Raw genomic sequence first — 19,304 nt, 5'->3', positions numbered from 1 at the left:
ACCGCATATGCATAGAGCAAGGGCGAAAGACCCGGGAAGAAAGGAGAATGAAGATGAATCTCAAGAAAAAACTGTCATTGCCGCTCATGATGATTGTCATGTGTTTTGCAGTACTCGCCGGGTGTGGCGGTGATTCGGCTGTAGTGAAGGTGAAGATCGGTGAGGTTACCCGCTCCGTGTTCTACGCGCCGGAGTATGTGGCGTTGTCCCAGAATTTCTTCAAGGATGAAGGGCTGGATGTGGAGCTGCAGACCATACCGGGCGGGGATAAAACGATGACGGCGCTGCTCTCCGGAGCTATAGATGTAGCGCTGGTCGGTTCGGAAACTTCGATTTATGTGTATCAGCAGGGAGCGGATGACCCTGTGATCAATTTTGCCCAGCTCACGCAGCGGGATGGAACATTCCTATTCGCACGTACACCGGACAGTACTTTCACATGGGACAAAGTTAAAGGGTCAACCTTCCTGGGTCAACGGCAAGGCGGCATGCCGCAAATGGCCGGCGCATTTACCCTCCTGAACAAGGGGATTGATACCACCAGGGATCTGACACTGATTCAGAATATTGATTTTGCCAATATTGCCGGCGCCTTTGCTTCCGGGACAGGGGATTATGTACAGCTGTTTGAACCGCAGGCATCGATCTTCGAGAGTGAAGGAAGGGGCCAGGTTGTCGCTTCATTCGGTGTAGAGAGCGGTTATCTCCCGTATACCGTGTTCATGTCCAAGGAGAGCTACATCAGCAAAAACAAAGACACGGTGCAGAAATTCACCAATGCCATCCAGCGTGCACAATTGTGGGTGAAGGATCATAGCGCGGAAGAAATCGCTGATGCGGTTATGCCTTATTTTGATAAAACGGACCGGAATATTGTCGTCTCTGCCATCAGCCGCTATAAAGAACAGGACACCTATGCGGTAAACCCGGTTATTGATGATAAAGAATGGAACAATCTGCTTGATGTGATCGATAACGCCGGTGAGCTGAAGGAACGTGTCCCTTCGAGCAAGATTGTGGATAACACTTTTGCTGAAAAAGCGAAAGAGCAGCATTAAGTAGGGTTGTGATGCTTCCGGAGCTAGTTTGTTCGAAGCAAAATCGTGAGAAGTAATGCTCACAAACTAAGTTGATGCTTCCGAAGCGAGTTTTGCTGCAAAGAAGAATCGAGGATGTGATTTTTACGCAAAACTTTTAGGAGGGCTGATATGCTTCCAGTAGTGGAGTTGAAGGAAATCACGCACGCCTATCTGGGAGACCGCGAGGCTTCGCTTGCGATCGAGGATTTCAATCTCAGCGTGGGCCAGGGTGAGTTCGTCAGCCTCGTCGGGCCCAGCGGTTGCGGCAAGACGACGCTGCTGTCGATCATTGCCGGGCTGCTGCGGCCCTCGCGTGGCGAAGTTTTGCTCAGCGGACGCTCAGCGGATGGGCCGTCTCCTGAAGTAGGCTATATGCTGCAGCAGGATTATCTGTTTCCCTGGAGGAGCATTCAGGATAATGCACTGCTTGGTCTGGAGCTGACCGGAAGGCTGGATGAAGAGTCGCGCAGCAAAACCCTGCAGCTGCTGGCCGATATGGGGCTAGCGGGCAAGGAGCTTGCCTTTCCGGCTCAGCTCTCGGGCGGAATGCGCCAACGCGTCGCTCTGGTGCGGACGCTGGCGACAGATCCCGGCCTGCTGCTGCTGGATGAACCGTTCTCCGCGCTGGATTACCAGATTAAGCTGCAGCTGGAGGATCTGGTCTCGGAGACGCTAATGCGCCGGGGAACAACGGCCATTCTGGTTACTCACGACCTGTCTGAGGCGATCGCCGTCAGCAGCCGGGTCATTCTGCTCCAGCGGAATCCGGGAAAGATCCGCAGGATTTTTCAGGTTCCGGAAGCCATCCGCAGTACCCCGCCGCTGTATGCGCGGGACTTGCCCGGATTCGCGGAGCTTTTTCATGAAGTGTGGAAGGAAATGGAGCTGGCAGGGAGGGAAGGCGTGTGAAGAGCGAATTGCCCGCAGAAGTGGCGGCCTCCCGTGCACTTTGGCTGGAACAAAAGCATGCGGACTACAGGAAGAAGAAGCTGCGCCGCAAGACTCAGGTTCTGATCGTAAGAGGCAGTATCCTGATCCTGTTCTTTGTGCTCTGGGAAGCGGGGGCCAGGCTGGGCTGGATCGATGAACTGCTCTTCAGCTACCCGACGAAAGTGTTCCGGCAAATTTGGGATGACATGGTCAGCGGCAGTCTTTGGCCTCATCTGGGGATGACTGTAGGAGAGACCGTAGTCGGATTTATTCTCGGAACCCTGCTAGGGACGCTGCTGGCTGTGATCATCTGGTGGTCGCCTTTTCTGTCTGCCGTACTTGATCCTTATATGGTCGTCTTCAACAGTATGCCGAAGGTTGCGCTGGGTCCGATCTTCATTGTTATGTTCGGCGCCGGTTTCACTGCGATTGTGGTCACCACGTTATCCATTACGGTGATTATTACCACTCTGGTGGTGTACAACAGCTTTTGCAGTGTGGACCCGAATCTGGTTAAGGTTGTCCGGTCATTCGGCGCTTCCAGAGTACAGGAATTCAACAAGGTGATTCTTCCGGCGTCCTTCCCCGCAGTGGTCTCCACGCTGAAGGTGAATGTCGGGATGTCCTGGGTCGGAGTCATTGTTGGGGAATTTCTGGTGGCCAAATCGGGGCTGGGTTATCTGATTATCTATGGCTTTCAAGTGTTCAATTTCACTCTAGTCATGTCCAGTCTGCTTATCATCGCGGCGGTGGCTACAGCCATGTATCAGCTTGTTGTGTATGTAGAGAAGCTGTTATTGTCGCGGAGGTAGAATAATGTAATATTGTGTCTCCCGGCAAAATCTTGTACCATGACTATATCTTTACCTGAATATTGAAGCTGAACTTTGTAGGAGAGGTATTAACATGGGATTTCGTATTATCAAAACGGCGGCTGCAACTCTGCTGTCCATTCTGCTGGCAGCCGCCGCAGGTATTCCCAATGCGCAAAGCGCGGGACTGCTGGCTATTCTCGGGGTAGAAACGACGCGCAAAAGGAGTCTCCGCACGATCACGGCACGCTTCTTTGCCTCGCTGGTGGGACTCTTTTTGGGTTGTATTCTCTTTTTTACCCTGGGCTTTCATTATTGGGTTCTCGGACTATATGTACTGTTCGGCTTCCCGCTTATCGTCAAATCCGGCTTCAAAGAGGGGATTGTCACCAGCTCCGTTATTGTGTTCCGTGTTTTTGGACAAGCTGACATTACCGTTCACATCCTGCTGCAGCAGATTGAGCTGCTGATTATCGGCCTGGGTTCGGCCGGACTCGTCAACTTCATCTATATGCCGCAGACCGGAGGCATGATTGCCGGGATCCGCAAAGAGGTGGACAGCTATTTCTCGGTTATTTTCCGGCAGATTGCCAGAACCCTGCGTGATCCCGCGTATGTGTGGGACGGGAAGGAACTGATCGGAGCCGGTGAAGCGGTGCAGAAGGGTCTGACCGCGGCTTCGAGGGAGATGGAGAATCATGTGATCCATCCGGATGAAGCCTGGAATGTGTACTTCTACATGCGCAAGGAGCAGCTGGAATCGATCCAGAATATGATGCAGCTTCTCTCTCAGGTATACCGCCAGCTGCCGCATGGTGATATGGTTGCGGAGCTGTTCGATCAGCTTAGCGGCGATGTGCTGGCCGAGGAATATACCGGCCGGACCGAGAAGTTGCTGGATGATCTGCAGCAGGAATTTCAGCAGATGGAGCTCCCGGATTCCCGTGAGGTCTTTGAGATCCGCTCCGCTATTCTGCAGTTATGCCGCGAGCTTGCGCTCTATCTCAAAATTGCCAAACGCTATAAAAGTCCGGTCGATCCGAGGCCGGTGAAGGACAAGCTGCCCGCAAAGGGAAAAGCTTGAGCAGGAAGGTAAATATGTCTCAGGTATTAACATTACGGTGTGAATTAACGATAAGATATATAAGCACTTAAAGTGAGCTTATCTCTATAGCTATGTTCATTTTCTGTGCGGGACAGATAAACACATTTCAGGATAAGATTGTACATGAGGCCGCGAAGCTTCCAATTACAGCAGCGGTTCACTCCGGTGGACGGCTGCACTGGCAGGTGAGGAACATGAACAACAGCAATGAACAATATATCGGCAAACAGCTTGCAGCCAATCTTTTTAATCATAGCGGTGTGTTTGTTCTGCCGGCGATGACCTTATTAAGCGGGGAGCATATCCGGCTGATCTCCCAGCACAAGATCCTCTTAGAGCCGCATGATGTGTTTCAGGTGGACAACGCGGCATTCTATCAGCTGGCTGTGGATGACTGCACAGCAGCGATGGAGAGCATTTTTGATCAGCTCCGCTATACCAAGACCAAAAGGCTGCCGATGATTGAGATCCGAAATGAAGTCATTCCTTTTATCCAGCAGGTAAGTGAGAAGAACGATTTCTATGGAATATTGGCTGCACTGCAGTCTAAGGATGATTATACATACAGGCATAATGTTGCGGTTGGTATTATCTCCACACTGCTTGGCAAATGGCTGAAGCTGAAGCCGGAAGAGCTAAGCATGCTGACCATCGCAGCGACTCTTCATGATATCGGCAAAATTATGATTCCGGCTGAAATTCTCACCAAACCCGGCCCGCTGAGTGTGGAAGAACATGCGCTAATGAAGAAGCATACCACCTTTGGATATGAAATGATCCGGGATACCGTGGGCACCACTCACATGCAGGCGCTTGTTGCGCTGCAGCATCATGAACGGATGGACGGCAGCGGCTACCCCTTCGGTGTGCTGGGGCACCGAATTACCGATTTCAGCAAAATTGTTGCGGTGGCGGATATTTTTCATGCGATGACCTCAGACCGCTTCTACCGCACGGCCGCCCCTTTGTATGAGGTGCTCAGGCAGATGGATGATAATGTCTACGGCAAGCTGGACCCTTATATCTGCAGCGTGTTCATCAACAAGCTGATGCAATCGATGATCGGCAATGAGGTACTGCTCACAGACGGACGGATTGGCAAAATCATAATGATTCTGGCCCATGATCCGTTGCGTCCCCTGGTGAATATCGATGACGATTTCATTGATCTGAGCCGTCACAGGCAATTGGGTATTGTGCGTGTAATTCCGCAATAAGCACAGGGTGCAATATCGTAATACGAAAAAAAGGTAGCGGTTCCCCATATTTTGGGGAAGGGCTGCCTTTTGTTTTTTCGGAGGCGGGACTCATAACTGGCTAAATTCAGCAATAAAATGAAGCAGGAGGCTTAATTAGACTCTCACGAGGGCTTACCCAAATTTATTTCTACTCTAACAATCAACAAATGCCCAGAACGTGCATACACTTGATAGTGAATGATTGTATGGAGGAGGTTCAAAGATGTCATTAAGCCATAAACGTCAAACAAGGGAGATCATTACGAAGGCAATTTGCGGCAAAGGTCGTAAGTTCTCTACCGCAACCCATACCGTGACTCCGCCACATCATCCGACTAGTATTCTGGGGGCTTGGATTATTAACCACCAGTACGAAGCGGTTGCCGCCGGGAACGGAATCGAAGTAATCGGTACTTATGATGTGAACATCTGGTACTCGTACGACAAAAACAAGCAGACCGAGGTTGCCAAGGAAACGGTCTCCTATGTGGAGCTTATTCCCTTGTCGTATCTGGACCCGAGACACCGTGCTTCCACGGCACAGGTCTCTGCGGAGGCAACGCAGGAACCCAATTGTGTGGAAGCCGGGGTATCGCCGGGCGGCGGCAGTGTGACGCTCCGGGTGGAACGGGAGTTCGAGGCGGAGCTGGTGGCTGAGACCAAGGTCCGCGTGTATGTCAGCGATCAGAGTGATGATCTGGAAGACAAGGATTATGATTTTGACGGCGAGACTTTTGATTACGATGATCTGGACCCTGACGCCCTGGATGATGAGCTGTAAGGAAGGAATACGCCGCTGCCTTTCTGTTACTGTGTGGGTTATGATCCATTATATGATGAGAGGGCAGCGGCGTAGAGGGCGAATGCCCTCTTTTTTTTAAAATATTTTGGGGTTAGGTTTCAGCACCAAAAGCTTCATCTGCGTACTGCTGAAGGGCGAGCTATCCGGTCATTAGGATGGTGCAGCTGTAGGCGCTGCATGAAGAATTTCTGATGGGCGGTGGCATAAGGATGAACGAAGGGCTTAACTTATTCCTTCAGCTGGCACCGGAGCAGATTATGCGCAGACTCCGGCGCTGCGGGATTGAAGCGGACCCGGGGGCTATCGGCAGACCTGCACGGCGGAAGGAAGCAAGTGAGAGTCATACATATTCCCATGGACAAGACCCCGCTAGTTACAGGCAGCACTACCGGGTGGTTATTTTCAATCTGGCTGTGCTGGAGTGCCAGCCTCTGGGTGCAGGAGCGGCTATGAATGCTGTCTATTTGGGGCCGGTGAGAGGAGAGGGCGATTATGGCGGAGCGGGTGCTGGCGCGAGCGGGAACAGGGTTAATGGAGCAGGCGGTGGCGGATACGGGAATGGCGGAGCGGAAATTGAAGGGCATGACGAGAACAGCTATGAGGAAACGGATGCTAGAAGTGATAGCGGGAACAGTTATCGCGGAGCGGGTGGCGTAGGTGAGATGCGCGGGGTAGCAGGAGCTATCCGTGTAACGGCGGTCCGGGCGCTGTACAGCCTGGGGCTGGACAGCGGCGAGGTGGAGCTGCGGGCCATGGGCGGGCGGCGTTATGTGGTGACGGGCATCACTCCGTTGATGCCGGTTCCCGGCAAGCCGCTGCCTGAGCCGTACCGGACAGCCTCGCGGGAGCTGGCCCGCTCCCTTGCCCTTGAGCAGCCAGGCCGTGCCGGGCTGCTTATGGGTATGGACCCGGAGTTCATTCTGCTCCGGGAATCCACGGGCCGCGTCGTGCCGGCGTCGCGGTACCTGCCCATGGACGGCGCCGCGGGCTGCGACGCCGGACCCCCGGGAACGCGCGGCGTGTTCCCGGTGGCGGAGCTGCGCCCTGCGCCGCGCGGGGAACCGCGCGCGCTGCTGGCGCAGCTGATGTCCGCCGCGCGCGAGGCGGACCGGCTCATTACAGACCGCTCGCTCCGCTGGCGGGCGGGAGGCATGCCGCTGCGGGGCTGGGCCCTCGGCGGCCACCTGCACTTCAGCGGCGTGACGCTGTGCGCGCCGCTGCTGCGCGCGCTCGACAACTATCTCGCGCTGCCCATGCTGCTGCTCGAGGACGTCCGGGCTGCGGCCCGGCGTCCCCGCTATGGCGTGCTCGGCGATTTCCGGCGGCAGCCGCATGGCGGCTTCGAATACCGGACGCTGCCGAGCTTCCTGGTGTCCCCGGTCATCGCCAAAGGCGCGGTCTGCCTGGCTCACCTGATCGTGAGCCATTATGAAGAGCTGCCGCTGCACCCGCTCGACCGGGAGAAGCTGCATGCCGCCTTCTACAGCGGCGACAAGCAACCGCTCCGCGAAGCCTGGCCTCCCCTGGAGGCGCAGCTTCGCGCACTGGGCGGCTACGCAGCCGCCGCCAGCTACATAGAGCCGTTGCTGCGCTCCATAGCCGCGCAGCAGACCTGGGACGAGTCGCGTGATATCCGCGGCTTGTGGTGCGGCAGCGCCCCGTCAGTCTCCGGGACGCCTCCTTCGAGGCCCGGAGAATCGGTTCAATAGGGCATGCAAAATGGCAGACAGCCGCCGGTCACGATTCCTCCGTACCACAGGGTGCGGGAATCCGTGAACACGGCGGCTGTCTTTTTGAGAGATGCATAAAGGGGTTGGTATTCTGAACGCTATATGTGTTCTCCAACCTTCTTTGATCTGCTTATATGTACAGCATCGACCAGTTGCCGATATCGCGGAATCCGAGCTTCTTATAGATAAGTCCGGCTTGCGGGTTGTTGTAGAAGAGGCACAGCGATTTGCTTTCCTCCAGGATATCGGTGCATAAGCGGGCAACCAGGCGCGTAGCCAAACCTTGTCCTCTGTAATCAGGATGCGAAGCTACAGCAACAACCATAGCCGACATGGAGTTTTCTGCTGCGGTTGATGCTGTCACTACAAGCCGGCCGTCTTTTTTGGTGAAATAGGTGCGTCCGGTCTTACTCTCCAGTGTTTTACTCAGGGTTTGCCGCGAATCCGCCGAGTTGTCTGAGAATTCATCAATCCGGTCCGTAAGGGTACAAATATCTTCTACATCCAGAACCGTCGCACGTTGAAATTCTCCCGGGGCGCAAGCCGCCTTATGGAGCTGCTCATTCATTTCTTTAAGCTCGGCAAAGTACATCTGCTTCTCTGTGCGGAAGCTCAACACCTCGCAGAACTGATTCACCACTTCAGAAGAGCCGGAGAGCATTTCCGCCTTCCCGCCTTTTTTTAGCACCTCCGCGAAACCCTCCACGTCAAAAGAACCATCCGCATAACACAAATAACTTCCGTAATAACGCATCATAACCGCTTTGATCCGGCTATCCGGTTCATCCATCTCGCCCCATAATTCCATAAAGTCTTGTTCAACCCCGAAATTCTCCAAGTCGCCAATCATAAACAAATTTAAGGCCGGTTCTTTGAGAAGCAGTGCCATCAGCGGATCGCGGTCGGCTTCATTTAGCTTCCGTATCACGAATACTTCCTCCTTTTAGCAGATAGAGTGTACTGTTAATACTATAGATAATATTATAGGATAGGGTTTCTTGAAAATATAATTTCGTTCAAAACACCTACAGCGTGCGTAAGGGAAAGCCATGCCTACCGTGAAATCATCTTCTGCCAATCGTGAGAATAGGTTCGCACCAGGTTTTAGCAGGAGACCGTGAGAGGCTGCGGGTAACTTTGAGAGCGAAGTTTCTGCTATAATAGAGAACAGTATGAAGTAGGCATGGAGGTAGACGATGGCAAACTATACGCCGATGATTCAGCAGTATTTAAAAGTGAAGGAAGGGGCCAAAGACGCTTTCCTTTTCTTTCGTCTGGGCGATTTCTATGAAATGTTCTTTGAGGATGCCTTGCTTGCCTCGAAAGAGCTTGAGATTACATTAACAGGCCGTGATGGCGGGGTCGGCGAAAAGATTCCAATGTGCGGAGTGCCGCATCATGCTGCTGAGGGGTACATACAGCGGCTGATTGAGAAAGGCTACAAGGTCGCTATCTGCGAGCAACTGGATGATCCTGCGGTGACCAAAGGAATGGTCCGCCGCGATATCGTCCGTGTAGTTACACCGGGCACCGTGATGGATGGCAAAATTATAACGGACAAAAGCAACAATTACCTCGTCTGTGTGACTGAGGAAGATGGCATGACGGCACTGGCAGCCTGCGATTTAACAACAGGTGAGCTGTATGTCACCTCTGTACTCTCCAGCACCGAATGGCTGCGGGATGAGATCGGCATCTATGAGCCGGCAGAGATTATCGGGGACGCGGCGCTCCTGGAGCTGCTGCGCAGTGAAGCCTCCCTGCTGGCTAAGCCGGTAGTTTATACACCGTGGGACAAGCAGGAGGAAGGACTTGCCCGCCGCCAGTTCGGCGAAGCGGCTTGGGTACGCCTGGAGAAGGAACGCGGCCGCTGTCTGGCACTGCTGATCTCTTATTTCAGCGAGACCCAGCGCCGGTCACTTGGGCAGCTCACCCAGATTTCTCCCTACGAGCCCGGAAATTATATGATTCTTGATCCGTTCACCCGGCGCAATCTGGAGCTGACCGAAACCGTAAGGGAGCGCTCCAAAAAAGGCTCGCTGCTCTGGCTCCTCGACCGCACCGAAACCTCGATGGGCGGGCGTCTGCTGCGCCGCCGGATCGACAAGCCGCTGCTGCAGCGCGCACCGATTGAACGCCGCCTAGAAGCTGTTGACTATCTGTATAACCAGTTTATTGTCCGCGTGGATTTGCGCGGAGCACTGAAAGAAATCTATGATCTGGAGCGGCTCGTCGGACGCATTGCCTTCGGCAGTGCCAACGGCCGGGACATGAATGCCTTGAAGCTGTCGCTGGCGCAGATTCCGGCGCTGAAGGAGATGTGCCTGACATCCGGTTCGGCCACCCTGCGGGAGATCGGCACATCCATGGATGAGTGCGCAGAGCTCCGGGAGGATATCGAGCGGGCCATCGTTGAGGATGCTCCGGTATCTGTACGTGACGGCGGAATTATCCGCGGCGGATATCATGAGCGGCTGGACGAGCTTCGTGAAGCCAGCAGCAGCGGCAAACGCTGGATTGCGGAGCTTGAAGCGAAGGAACGCCAGGCGACAGGCATCAAATCCCTGAAGATCGGCTATAACAAAATCTTCGGTTATTATATTGAAATTACCCGCTCCAATCTGTCTGCACTTCCGGAAGGCAGATATGAACGGAAACAGACGCTGGCCAATGCCGAGCGTTATGTTACCCCGGAGCTGAAGGAGAAGGAAGCACTGATCCTGGAGGCCCAGGACAAAATGACAGACCTGGAGTACAGCCTGTTTACCGAGCTGCGCGAGCGGATTAGCGCCCAGGTTCCCCGGCTGCAGGCGCTTGCCGAGAAGGTGGCCGAGATTGATGTGTATCAATGTCTCGCGGCGGTTAGTGCCGAGCACCGTTTCGTGAAGCCGAAGCTGTCCGACAGCTATGACCTGCGGCTCGAAGGCGGGCGCCATCCGGTGGTTGAGGCAGTGCTGAAGGATTCCGCTTTTATTGCGAACGGCAGCACACTCAGCAAGGATGAGGGCAATATCCTGCTGATTACCGGACCGAATATGGCAGGCAAAAGCACGTACATGCGCCAGGTTGCGCTCATCTGCATCATGGCCCAGATCGGCTGCTTCGTGCCGGCATCCAGTGCCGAGGTTCCGCTGATTGACCGCATCTTCACGCGGATCGGAGCAGCGGATGACCTGATCGGCGGCCAGAGTACCTTCATGGTTGAGATGGCTGATATTCAGGTCATGACCGAAAAAGCTACGGCCCGCAGCCTGATCATCATTGACGAGCTGGGCCGGGGTACCTCAACCAGTGAAGGTATGGCGATCGCCCAGGCGGTGATTGAATATGTGCATGATACTATCGCCTGTAAGGCGCTGGTATCGACGCATTTCCATGAGCTGGCTCATCTGGAGCAGAGTCTAAACGGACTCCGCAACTATTCCATGGCGGTGCAGGAGAGCGGGGACAAGGTCAACTTCCTGCGCAAGCTTGTGCCGGGAGCGGCGGACAGCAGCTACGGAATTTACTGTGCGAGACTGGCGGGACTGCCGGAAGGCATTATCGACCGAGCGTACGGCTTGCTTCAGAGCATCGAACAGGCGTCTCCGCCGGGCAGCGTGCCGCTGAACTACGGTACGGGCTATAATGACCGTCCCGGATCTGTGATTCAGGAGAAGCAGGCTGTGGCTTCCATGGCTGCGGCTCAGCTGGAAGCCGCTGTTTCACTTGCTTCCCCTGCGGAGGAAGAGGACAATGAGGTTGTGCAGCTTTCGATTTTTGGTGAGGACGAGCCGCGCAAGAACCGCAAAGGCGGGGTCGCAGCACCGGCAGCCAAAGAAAATCCGCTCTTGAAAGAGCTGATCTCAGCTGTGCAAGGCGCTGATCTGATGAATATGACGCCGCTGCAGGCGATGGGCTTGCTGAATGAGCTGAAGATGAAGGCTAGAGAGCTATAAACCTGAGAAGTGTATACAAGCGAGCGGGCTAATTATGATTTTAGCGGGCTCCATTCAGATAACACTATGAGTTTGCAGCTACATTATTTATTAATTGCGGGGTGAACGAATATGGCTAAGATTCATGTGCTGGACGAGCATATTGCCAACCAGATTGCGGCCGGAGAGGTAGTGGAGCGTCCTGCATCTGTAGTGAAAGAGCTTGTGGAGAACGCGATTGATGCGGGAAGCACACGTATCGAGGTCTCTGTGGAAGAGGGTGGACTGCAGAGCATCCGCGTCAAGGATAATGGCTCCGGCATAGAGCCGGAGGATTGCGAGACGGCCTTTTACCGCCATGCAACGAGCAAAATCGCCAACGGCCGTGATCTGTTCCTGATCACCAGCCTCGGGTTCCGGGGGGAAGCACTGCCGAGTATCGCGGCGGTATCGAAGCTGACCCTGCTGACTGCCAGCGGTGATGACGGGAAGGGACGGCTGCTGGAGATTGAGGGCGGGAAGCTGATCCTGAGTGAGGATGCGCCTTCCGGCCGGGGAAGTGATCTCACCGTACGGGAATTGTTCTATAATACCCCGGCACGGCTGAAGTATATGAAGAGCATCCAGACGGAGCTGGGCCATATTTCGGATGCGATGTACCGCATGGCGCTGGCCCATCCGGATATCTCATTCACCTTGCAGCATAACGGCAATCAGCTGCTGCATACGCTGGGCAACGGCGATCTGCTGCAGGTTATTGCCGCCGTGTATGGCACCTCCGCTGCCAAGGCGATGCTGCCGGTCGCAGCCGAGGATCCGGATTATAAGATCTCCGGTTATATCAGCCGTCCGGAATGGACGCGTTCGAACCGTAATGCCGTTACGACAATTGTCGGCGGACGCTATATCCGCAGCAACGGACTGAATGCCTCGATCATGCGAGCGTATCATACGCTGCTGCCGATTAACCGTTATCCGCTGCTGGTGCTGCAGCTCGACATGCATCCGTCACTGGTCGATGTCAACGTGCATCCGGCTAAGCTGGAGGTTCGTTTCAGCAAGGAGACCGAGCTGTACGCATTCGTGGAGCAGCAGATCCGCAGCCTGCTCATGGGACAGAGTCTGATACCGCGTCCAAACAAGGAAATTATCGGGGGCAAAAATAGCAGCTCCTTCATTCAGGAGCAGTTCGCTTTTTCCAAAGGGTCGGTTCCGGGAGCTCCGCAGCAAGGTGCTGAGCCAGCTAACCCTGCGGAAGCTTCTGCTGGCCGCGGTCCTATCCAAGGGATGCCTGCTGATGCTGATGCTCTGCAGGGAGGCAGCAGCCAGCCACGCCCTGGCGGGAACAGTGCTGCCCCGCTAACCGGCAGCAGTGGTCCGCTGTTCGGTGGTGGGGCCGCTGCCGGGGCTCCGCAGCGTTATCCAAGCGGCGGCAATTCTCTGCCGCCGCAGTCTCAGACCAGGGAGACGGCTGCAGCATACGGCGGCGGTATCATTCCGCCCGCACCTTACCGGAACGGGACCGCAGCACAGCCGTCATCCCGTCCGCGCGACAGCTACCGCCCGCAGGCAGCTGCGGCTGACCGGGGACAAATGCCAACCGCAGAGGAGTTATACGCCCCTGCTATTGCTCCTGCCGGAAGCGAAGACACGGGACTCCCGCAATTTCCCGAGCTGAATTATATCGGCCAGCATCACGGAACGTATATTATCGCCCAGAATGACAGCGGGCTGTATCTGATCGACCAGCACGCTGCGCATGAACGGGTGAATTATGAATTCTACTATGAGAAATTCGGCAAGCCGGAAGATGCATCGCAGGAGCTGCTGCTGCCGATTACGCTGGAATTCACGCCTTCGGAGAGCAGGCAGCTCAGCGAACGGCTGCACTGGTTCCAGCAGGCGGGAGTATTTCTTGAGCATTTCGGCGGACAGACTTTCCTGGTCCGTTCCTTGCCGTACTGGTTCCCGGAAGGTGACGAGAAGGCGGTTATCGAGGAGATGGCGGAGTGGGTGCTGAGCGAACGGTCGATTGACCTCGCCAAGCTGCGCGAGAAATCCTCTATCCTCTGCTCCTGCAAAGCCTCGATTAAGGCTAATCAGAAGCTCACAGAGCTGGAAGTGGAATCGCTGCTCTCCCGGCTTGCGGCCTGCCGCCAGCCTTATACCTGCCCGCATGGACGGCCGATAGTGGTCTCCTTTTCTTCCTATGATCTGGAGAAGCTGTTTAAGCGCGTGATGTAGTGGCAGCACTGTACATTTGAAGAGAGCAAGATCGGAGGCAACATGATTATAACCACGGGCTTTAACCCGATACCGGAAATTGTAGAACGGGCCAGGACTCTGGCTGAGCGCACCGGCTGTCTCTATGCGCCCCGTGCCAAGCTATCCATGGCGAAGCTTGTGGATCACTATGGGGACGAACAGGTTCTGGTCGTTCTGCAGGAGGCGGTCCGGCTGATCACGCCGGAAATGCCACCTATGGAGTTCCATCCCAGCATGGGGTTTGTCCGGGCGAAGCGGATTATAAGAGGCGAGTCAGACCCCATGATTGATGCAGCAGGCATGCTGCCCGGCGACAGCGTGCTGGATTGTACGGCAGGGCTGGGGGGAGACTCCCTGCTGTTTGCCGTCACTGGTGGGGAGCATTCCCGGGTTACGGCACTGGAGAGCTCACTGCCGTTATACGCGCTGCTGCTGGAGGGGATGAGCCAATATGTTTCAGGCCAGATTAAGGTGAATGAAGCCCTGCGCCGCATCGACGTCCGGCTGGGCGACCATCTGGAGTATTTGAAGGCTCAGCCGGACAACAGCATTGATATTGTTTATTTCGACCCGATGTTCCGGGTGCCGATGACGGATTCAGCGGCGATTTCACCGCTGCGTAAGTTCGCCAATCCCGCCGCGTTGTCGACGGAGAGCGTGGCTGAAGCGGTCAGGGTTGCACGCAAGACTGTGCTGCTGAAGGAAAAGGCGCTGAGCGGAGAGTTCGCCCGTCTGGGCTTCACGGAGCTGCTGAGAACGAGCGCCAAAACATCGTACGGGGTGATCACCATTGACAACAGAGACTAAACGCAAGGTACTCGTGCTGCTCGGTCCGACCGCAGTCGGGAAGACCAGGCTGAGCCTGGAGCTGGCCGGAGCTTTCGGTGCCGAGATCATATCAGGGGATTCCATGCAGGTCTACCGTGGTATGGATATCGGCACGGCGAAGATCACCGAAGCTGAGATGAAGGGGATTCCCCATCATCTGATTGATATTCATGATCCGCTTGATGCCTATTCCACCGCAGAATTCCAGGAGCAGGGAACCCGGCTGATCGAAGAGATCAGCAGCAGGGGCAGGCTGCCTTTTATTGTTGGCGGAACAGGACTGTATATTGAGTCCCTGTGCTACGGATTCCGCTTCTCCGAGGCGGTGGCGGATGAGGCCTTCCGCAGCGAGCAGGATGCTTACGCTGAAGAGCATGGGGCGGAAGCGCTGCATGCCCGGCTGGCGGCGGTAGATCCGGCCAGTGCGGAGCGGCTGCATCCCAATGACCGGAGAAGAATTATCCGCGCGCTGGAAATCTATCATCAGACTAACATTCCGCTTTCCGACTCTCTTTCTGAGCAAAAGAAGGAATCCCCTTATGAGTTATGCCTCATAGGGCTGACTATGGACCGTAAAAAACTATATAAACGTATTGAAGAACGGATTGATCAGATGGTGGCGCAAGGACTCGTCGCTGAAGTTCAGGGACTGCTTGAGCGCGGCTACAGCAGAAGCCTTGTATCTATGCAGGGACTGGGCTACAAAGAGATTGCCGCCTATCTGGAGGGAGAGACAACGCTTGAGGAAGCTGTGATCCTGCTGAAGCGCGATACCCGCCGTTTTGCCAAAAGACAGTTATCCTGGTTTCGCCACATGAAGGAGATTCAGTGGATCGACGTGGAGGAGAGTCTGGACTATCATGAGATTTTCGCAATCATTCAGCATAAAATTGCGCAAACCTTTGCAAATTCAATATAACTCTTGAGGTTACCCCATTAAATCCATTCTTGGCTGCACGAACATGTAGGATGCTTCCAAAGCGTATTCGCGCTTTACCGGAAGCATCTTTTTACATCCCGCTTCATGCCTCTTTTTGCCGAATGTACAAAGAACCGGGGGACCCAAATGAAAAGACGGGATCAGAGCAGCTGCCCAGAGTGACTATGCGGAAGCTTCCCGCGTCACTGCTGAATTAGAGGATTTGCTGTGCCGGATAAACCGGTTGAAAGCGGGACCGCAGCTGATGCTGAAGGCATGGAGATTGACCGGAAGGGCTCCGAAGATTTAATATGTAGTGGAGGGGTTTAATAAATGAGCTGATTTCATCTATGTGTTAACGTTTTACATACCATATCTAAGCCTGTTTTATTACATTGCTGTGCTTGCAGAATACATGGTATAATAGCAGGAAAGTTTCTCTAAGGTGTTGAATATACTTACGAACAATCTAATTGAACCATTGGGGGTACGTCATATGAACAAGTCCATTAACATCCAAGATACGTTCTTGAACCAACTACGCAAAGAGAATATCCCTGCTACAGTATATTTGACCAACGGTTTCCAAATCCGGGGAATTATCAAAGCCTTCGACAACTTTACGATTGTCATCGACAGCGACGGGCGCCAGCAGATGGTGTACAAGCATGCGATTTCCACGTTTACACCACAGCGCAGCGTATCGCTGATGCAGGACAATAATACCGAGATTTAAGATTTTACAGTCTTGAAGCGAAACCTTTTTGTTTATCAATCGTTTGAATAGAGAGTGTGAGAGAGCAACCTGTGAAGGTTGTTCTTTTCATTCATGACCATAATTCATGATTTTTCCGCTAAGGGAGTCAGGAGGCAACATGTCCAGAGACCAACTAACCAGGAATGGCGGCAATAGAGACAGAGGTAGCAATACGCCGAATTCCAAAGGGAAACCAAAGAAAAAGAAAAAATTTCTAACCAAGAAACGTGTATTGTGGAGTTTGTTTTTTGCAACGGCACTGGCGATTTTTTGTGCGCTGGGCGGCTATTTGTTCATTATGCTGAACGGCCAGAAGCTGCTGGAGGAGAACCAGGGCAAATTGACGGTAAATCCACCGACGCAGATTTTTGACCGGAATGCGAATCTGATCGGGGAGCTCGCCCTGGAGAAAAGTGATCCCGTAGAATACGAGGATCTTCCCAAGATGCTGATCACCGCTTTTGTAGCTACCGAGGATAAAAGGTTTTTCGATCACAAAGGTGTAGATATCTGGTCCATCGGACGGGCAGCGGTGAAGGATATTGCGGCACGCAGCATGGTTGAAGGCGGAAGCACCATCACCCAGCAGCTCGCGAAAAATATCTTCCTGACCCGGGATAAGACCTTCTTCCGCAAAGCGACAGAGGTTTCGATTGCTGTTGCGCTGGAGAATAAGCATACCAAAGAAGAAATTATCACGATGTATTTGAACCGGATACCTTTCGGGGGAACCATCTACGGCATCAAGGCCGCCTCTATCCGTTATTTCGGTGAAAGTGATTTGAACAAGCTGGAGCTGTGGCAAATGGCTACACTGGCTGCCATGCCGAAGGGGCCTTCCCGCTATAATCCGCTGCGTAATCCGGAGCTGTCCAAGGAACGCCGCGCGGTTGTGCTGCAGCTTATGTATGATCAGAAAGCGATCACGAAGGAACAGATGGATGAGGCTAAGGCAGTTGACTATAACTATACGCCACCTGAGAGCAGCAAGCAGCATTACCAGGCATTTATTGATTATGCTATTGACGAGGCTGAGGATAAATTCGGGCTTACCGAAGATGATCTGAATATTGGCGGTTACAAGATCTATACAACGATGGATAAGCATGCCCAGGAGACCATTGAGGATGCTTTTGCCGACAGTGAGAATTTCGAGAAAAGCGTGGACGATGAGCTGGTGCAGGGTTCGATGACGATCATCAACCAGGAGAACGGCAGTATTGTGGCGCTCATGGGCGGTCGCAATTATGAGAAGAAAGGCTATAGCCGCGTTGACGGCAGCCGCCGTTCCCCGGGGTCAGCGTTCAAACCGCTGGTTGCCTACGCACCGGCGCTGGAATCCGGCAAGTTCACGAATGATTCGAGGCTGAGCAATGAGAAGCAGTGCTTCGGCAAATATTGCCCGAACAACCTGCATGGCTATTCGACAACGATTAGCATGGCGGATGCCTTGACGAAATCAGAGAATATTCCGGCGGTATGGCTGCTGAATGAGATCGGTGTGAACACCGGCTTCCAGTTCGCCAAGAAGCTTGGCATCAATCTGAAGGATGAAGACAAGAACCTGTCGCTTGCCCTCGGCGGGATGAGTGAAGGGACCAATACACTGGAGATGGCCCAGGCCTACAGCGCATTTGCCAATGGTGGAGAGCTGCGGAATGCCTACTCCATTAAGTCGATTGCCGACAGCGACGACAAGACGGTCTATAAGGCCAATACCACCGCTGAACGGGTGATGAGCGAGGACACGGCTTATCAGATGACTGAGATGATGCAGAAGGTCGTACAGGACGGCACTGGTAAAAAAGCTAGAATTAACCGTCCGGTAGCCGGTAAGACAGGAACCACCCAGAGCGGCTACGAAGGAATCAGCTCTAACCGCGATGTCTGGTTCGTCGGCTATACACCGGAATGGACAGCCGCGGTCTGGATGGGCTATGACAAGCCAAGCAAGAAACATCTGCTCAAGAACAGCAGTCCGCTTGCGGCAGCCTTCTGGGGCAAGGTCATGGAGGAAGCGCTGGAAGGCGTTCCTGCCAAATCGTTCCCGGTTCCCAAAGGCTCGGCAGAGGTTGAAGCCACACCGACACCTGAGGCGACTCCGGTTGTAACCGGTCTGCAGGCGGCTTATGATGCCTCGACCATGACGGTCAACCTCAGCTGGAACCCGGTTGAAGCTGCAGGGGTGGACTACCGCATATACCGCCGGGAAACCTCAGAAGCAGATTTTACTCAGCTTCTTAACACGAGCGCTGCTAGTGTTGGTGATATAAGTGCGATGCCGGGACTGTCTTATGAATATTATGTAAGAGCTTATTATCCGGAGCTTGATGTGGAAAGTGAGCCTTCGGATATCGTAACAGTGTCCGTGCAGGATGAACTACAAACGCCGGAACCTGAACCAACACTCGATCCGAATCTGCCTACGGATGACACTGGCAACGGCGGCAACTCCGGAAACGGCGGTATTCCGGGTGATGACGGCTCCGGCAACAACGGGAACGGAAATGGTAATGGTAATGGCAATGGTAACGGTAATGGTAATGGTAATGGTAATGGTAACGGCAACGGCAATGGAGGCAGCGGCAATAACGGCGGAACAGTAACACCTCCGCCTGAAATAACACCGCCTCCAGTGCAAAGCACACCGCTGCCAACGCCGGCTCCGGAAGCAACCGCGACTACTGGCGAACCTGTAACGGATCCCGCTACAGATCCGGGCAGCGATCCGAACGCCGGTTTTGTAGAAGGCGCTAATACTACGCAGTAGGTAGCAGCGGTTTAATTGAAATCCATGGAAACATTTGACCCCGGCAGTCCGGAGCGCTCTGCATGCTGCAGAATTCCCGGCTGGCGGGGTTTTCTGGTGACTTGGATCACTGTGATATTTTGAGTGTCTACGCGAAATGTGTTAAGCTGAAG

At 54.0% G+C, this 19,304-nt stretch carries 14 protein-coding genes; 13 read left to right on the top strand and 1 reads right to left on the bottom strand.

What is annotated here, in order from left to right; genetic code table 11:
* The first annotated feature begins 47 nt into the window (after positions 1–47).
* The 7 genes from R50912_RS18400 to R50912_RS18370 all read left to right on the top strand — a co-directional run bounded on the left by R50912_RS18400 (position 48) and on the right by R50912_RS18370 (position 7,675).
* Positions 48–1,058, top strand: coding sequence for an ABC transporter substrate-binding protein (locus tag R50912_RS18400; protein ID WP_442950489.1), 1,011 nt, complete (start codon positions 48–50; stop codon positions 1,056–1,058).
* Positions 1,059–1,208: 150 nt separating this feature from the next.
* Positions 1,209–1,988: an ABC transporter ATP-binding protein gene (locus tag R50912_RS18395; RefSeq protein WP_042236932.1), complete on the top strand. Its 780-nt coding sequence runs from the start codon at positions 1,209–1,211 to the stop codon at positions 1,986–1,988.
* Positions 1,989–2,068: 80 nt separating this feature from the next.
* Positions 2,069–2,821, top strand: a complete 753-nt coding sequence (locus tag R50912_RS18390; RefSeq protein WP_231637906.1) for an ABC transporter permease — start codon at positions 2,069–2,071, stop codon at positions 2,819–2,821.
* 94 nt (positions 2,822–2,915) lie between these two features.
* Complete coding sequence (locus R50912_RS18385; protein WP_042236930.1) at positions 2,916–3,905, top strand: aromatic acid exporter family protein; 990 nt, start codon at positions 2,916–2,918, stop codon at positions 3,903–3,905.
* A gap of 215 nt (positions 3,906–4,120) precedes the next feature.
* A complete protein-coding gene (locus tag R50912_RS18380; protein ID WP_042242696.1) occupies positions 4,121–5,143 on the top strand; it encodes an HD-GYP domain-containing protein in 1,023 nt (340 codons plus the stop codon).
* 244 nt (positions 5,144–5,387) lie between these two features.
* Positions 5,388–5,945, top strand: coding sequence for an outer spore coat protein CotE (locus R50912_RS18375; RefSeq protein WP_042236929.1), 558 nt, complete (start codon positions 5,388–5,390; stop codon positions 5,943–5,945).
* 230 nt (positions 5,946–6,175) lie between these two features.
* The gene (locus tag R50912_RS18370) at positions 6,176–7,675 is read left to right on the top strand and encodes a putative amidoligase domain-containing protein (RefSeq protein ID WP_052416483.1); all 1,500 of its coding nucleotides are present in this window, start codon (positions 6,176–6,178) and stop codon (positions 7,673–7,675) included.
* 151 nt (positions 7,676–7,826) lie between these two features.
* Here R50912_RS18370 and R50912_RS18365 read toward each other — a convergent pair whose 3' ends face one another.
* Complete coding sequence (locus R50912_RS18365; protein ID WP_042236927.1) at positions 7,827–8,624, bottom strand: GNAT family N-acetyltransferase; 798 nt, start codon at positions 8,622–8,624, stop codon at positions 7,827–7,829.
* 268 nt (positions 8,625–8,892) lie between these two features.
* On the opposite strand from R50912_RS18365, the gene mutS reads away from it, so the two are divergent.
* The 6 genes from mutS (at position 8,893) to R50912_RS18335 (ending at position 19,152) form a co-directional block, all read left to right on the top strand.
* Positions 8,893–11,634 (top strand): DNA mismatch repair protein MutS, encoded by a 2,742-nt coding sequence (gene mutS / locus R50912_RS18360; protein ID WP_042236925.1) that lies wholly within the window; start codon positions 8,893–8,895, stop codon positions 11,632–11,634.
* A 111-nt stretch (positions 11,635–11,745) separates the two neighbouring features.
* Positions 11,746–13,857, top strand: coding sequence for a DNA mismatch repair endonuclease MutL (gene mutL / locus R50912_RS18355; RefSeq protein WP_042236923.1), 2,112 nt, complete (start codon positions 11,746–11,748; stop codon positions 13,855–13,857).
* 42 nt (positions 13,858–13,899) lie between these two features.
* Positions 13,900–14,685 carry a class I SAM-dependent methyltransferase gene (locus R50912_RS18350; protein ID WP_042236921.1) on the top strand — a complete coding sequence of 262 codons (786 nt, stop codon included), beginning with the start codon at positions 13,900–13,902 and terminating at the stop codon, positions 14,683–14,685.
* On the top strand, positions 14,669–15,625 hold the full coding sequence (gene miaA / locus R50912_RS18345) for a tRNA (adenosine(37)-N6)-dimethylallyltransferase MiaA (protein ID WP_042236919.1): 957 nt from the start codon (positions 14,669–14,671) through the stop codon (positions 15,623–15,625). The genes R50912_RS18350 and miaA overlap by 17 nt, the downstream gene beginning before the upstream one ends.
* A gap of 496 nt (positions 15,626–16,121) precedes the next feature.
* Positions 16,122–16,361, top strand: coding sequence for an RNA chaperone Hfq (gene hfq / locus R50912_RS18340; protein WP_042236917.1), 240 nt, complete (start codon positions 16,122–16,124; stop codon positions 16,359–16,361).
* 139 nt (positions 16,362–16,500) lie between these two features.
* The gene (locus R50912_RS18335; RefSeq protein ID WP_042236916.1) at positions 16,501–19,152 is read left to right on the top strand and encodes a PBP1A family penicillin-binding protein; all 2,652 of its coding nucleotides are present in this window, start codon (positions 16,501–16,503) and stop codon (positions 19,150–19,152) included.
* Positions 19,153–19,304 lie beyond the last annotated feature (152 nt).

It is taken from the genome of Paenibacillus sp. FSL R5-0912, from assembly GCF_000758605.1.
In the GTDB taxonomy this organism is placed as follows: Bacteria; Bacillota; Bacilli; order Paenibacillales; family Paenibacillaceae; genus Paenibacillus_AQ.
The sequence above is the reverse complement of the archived record's forward strand: the minus strand, read 5'-3'. Positions and strand labels throughout refer to the sequence as shown.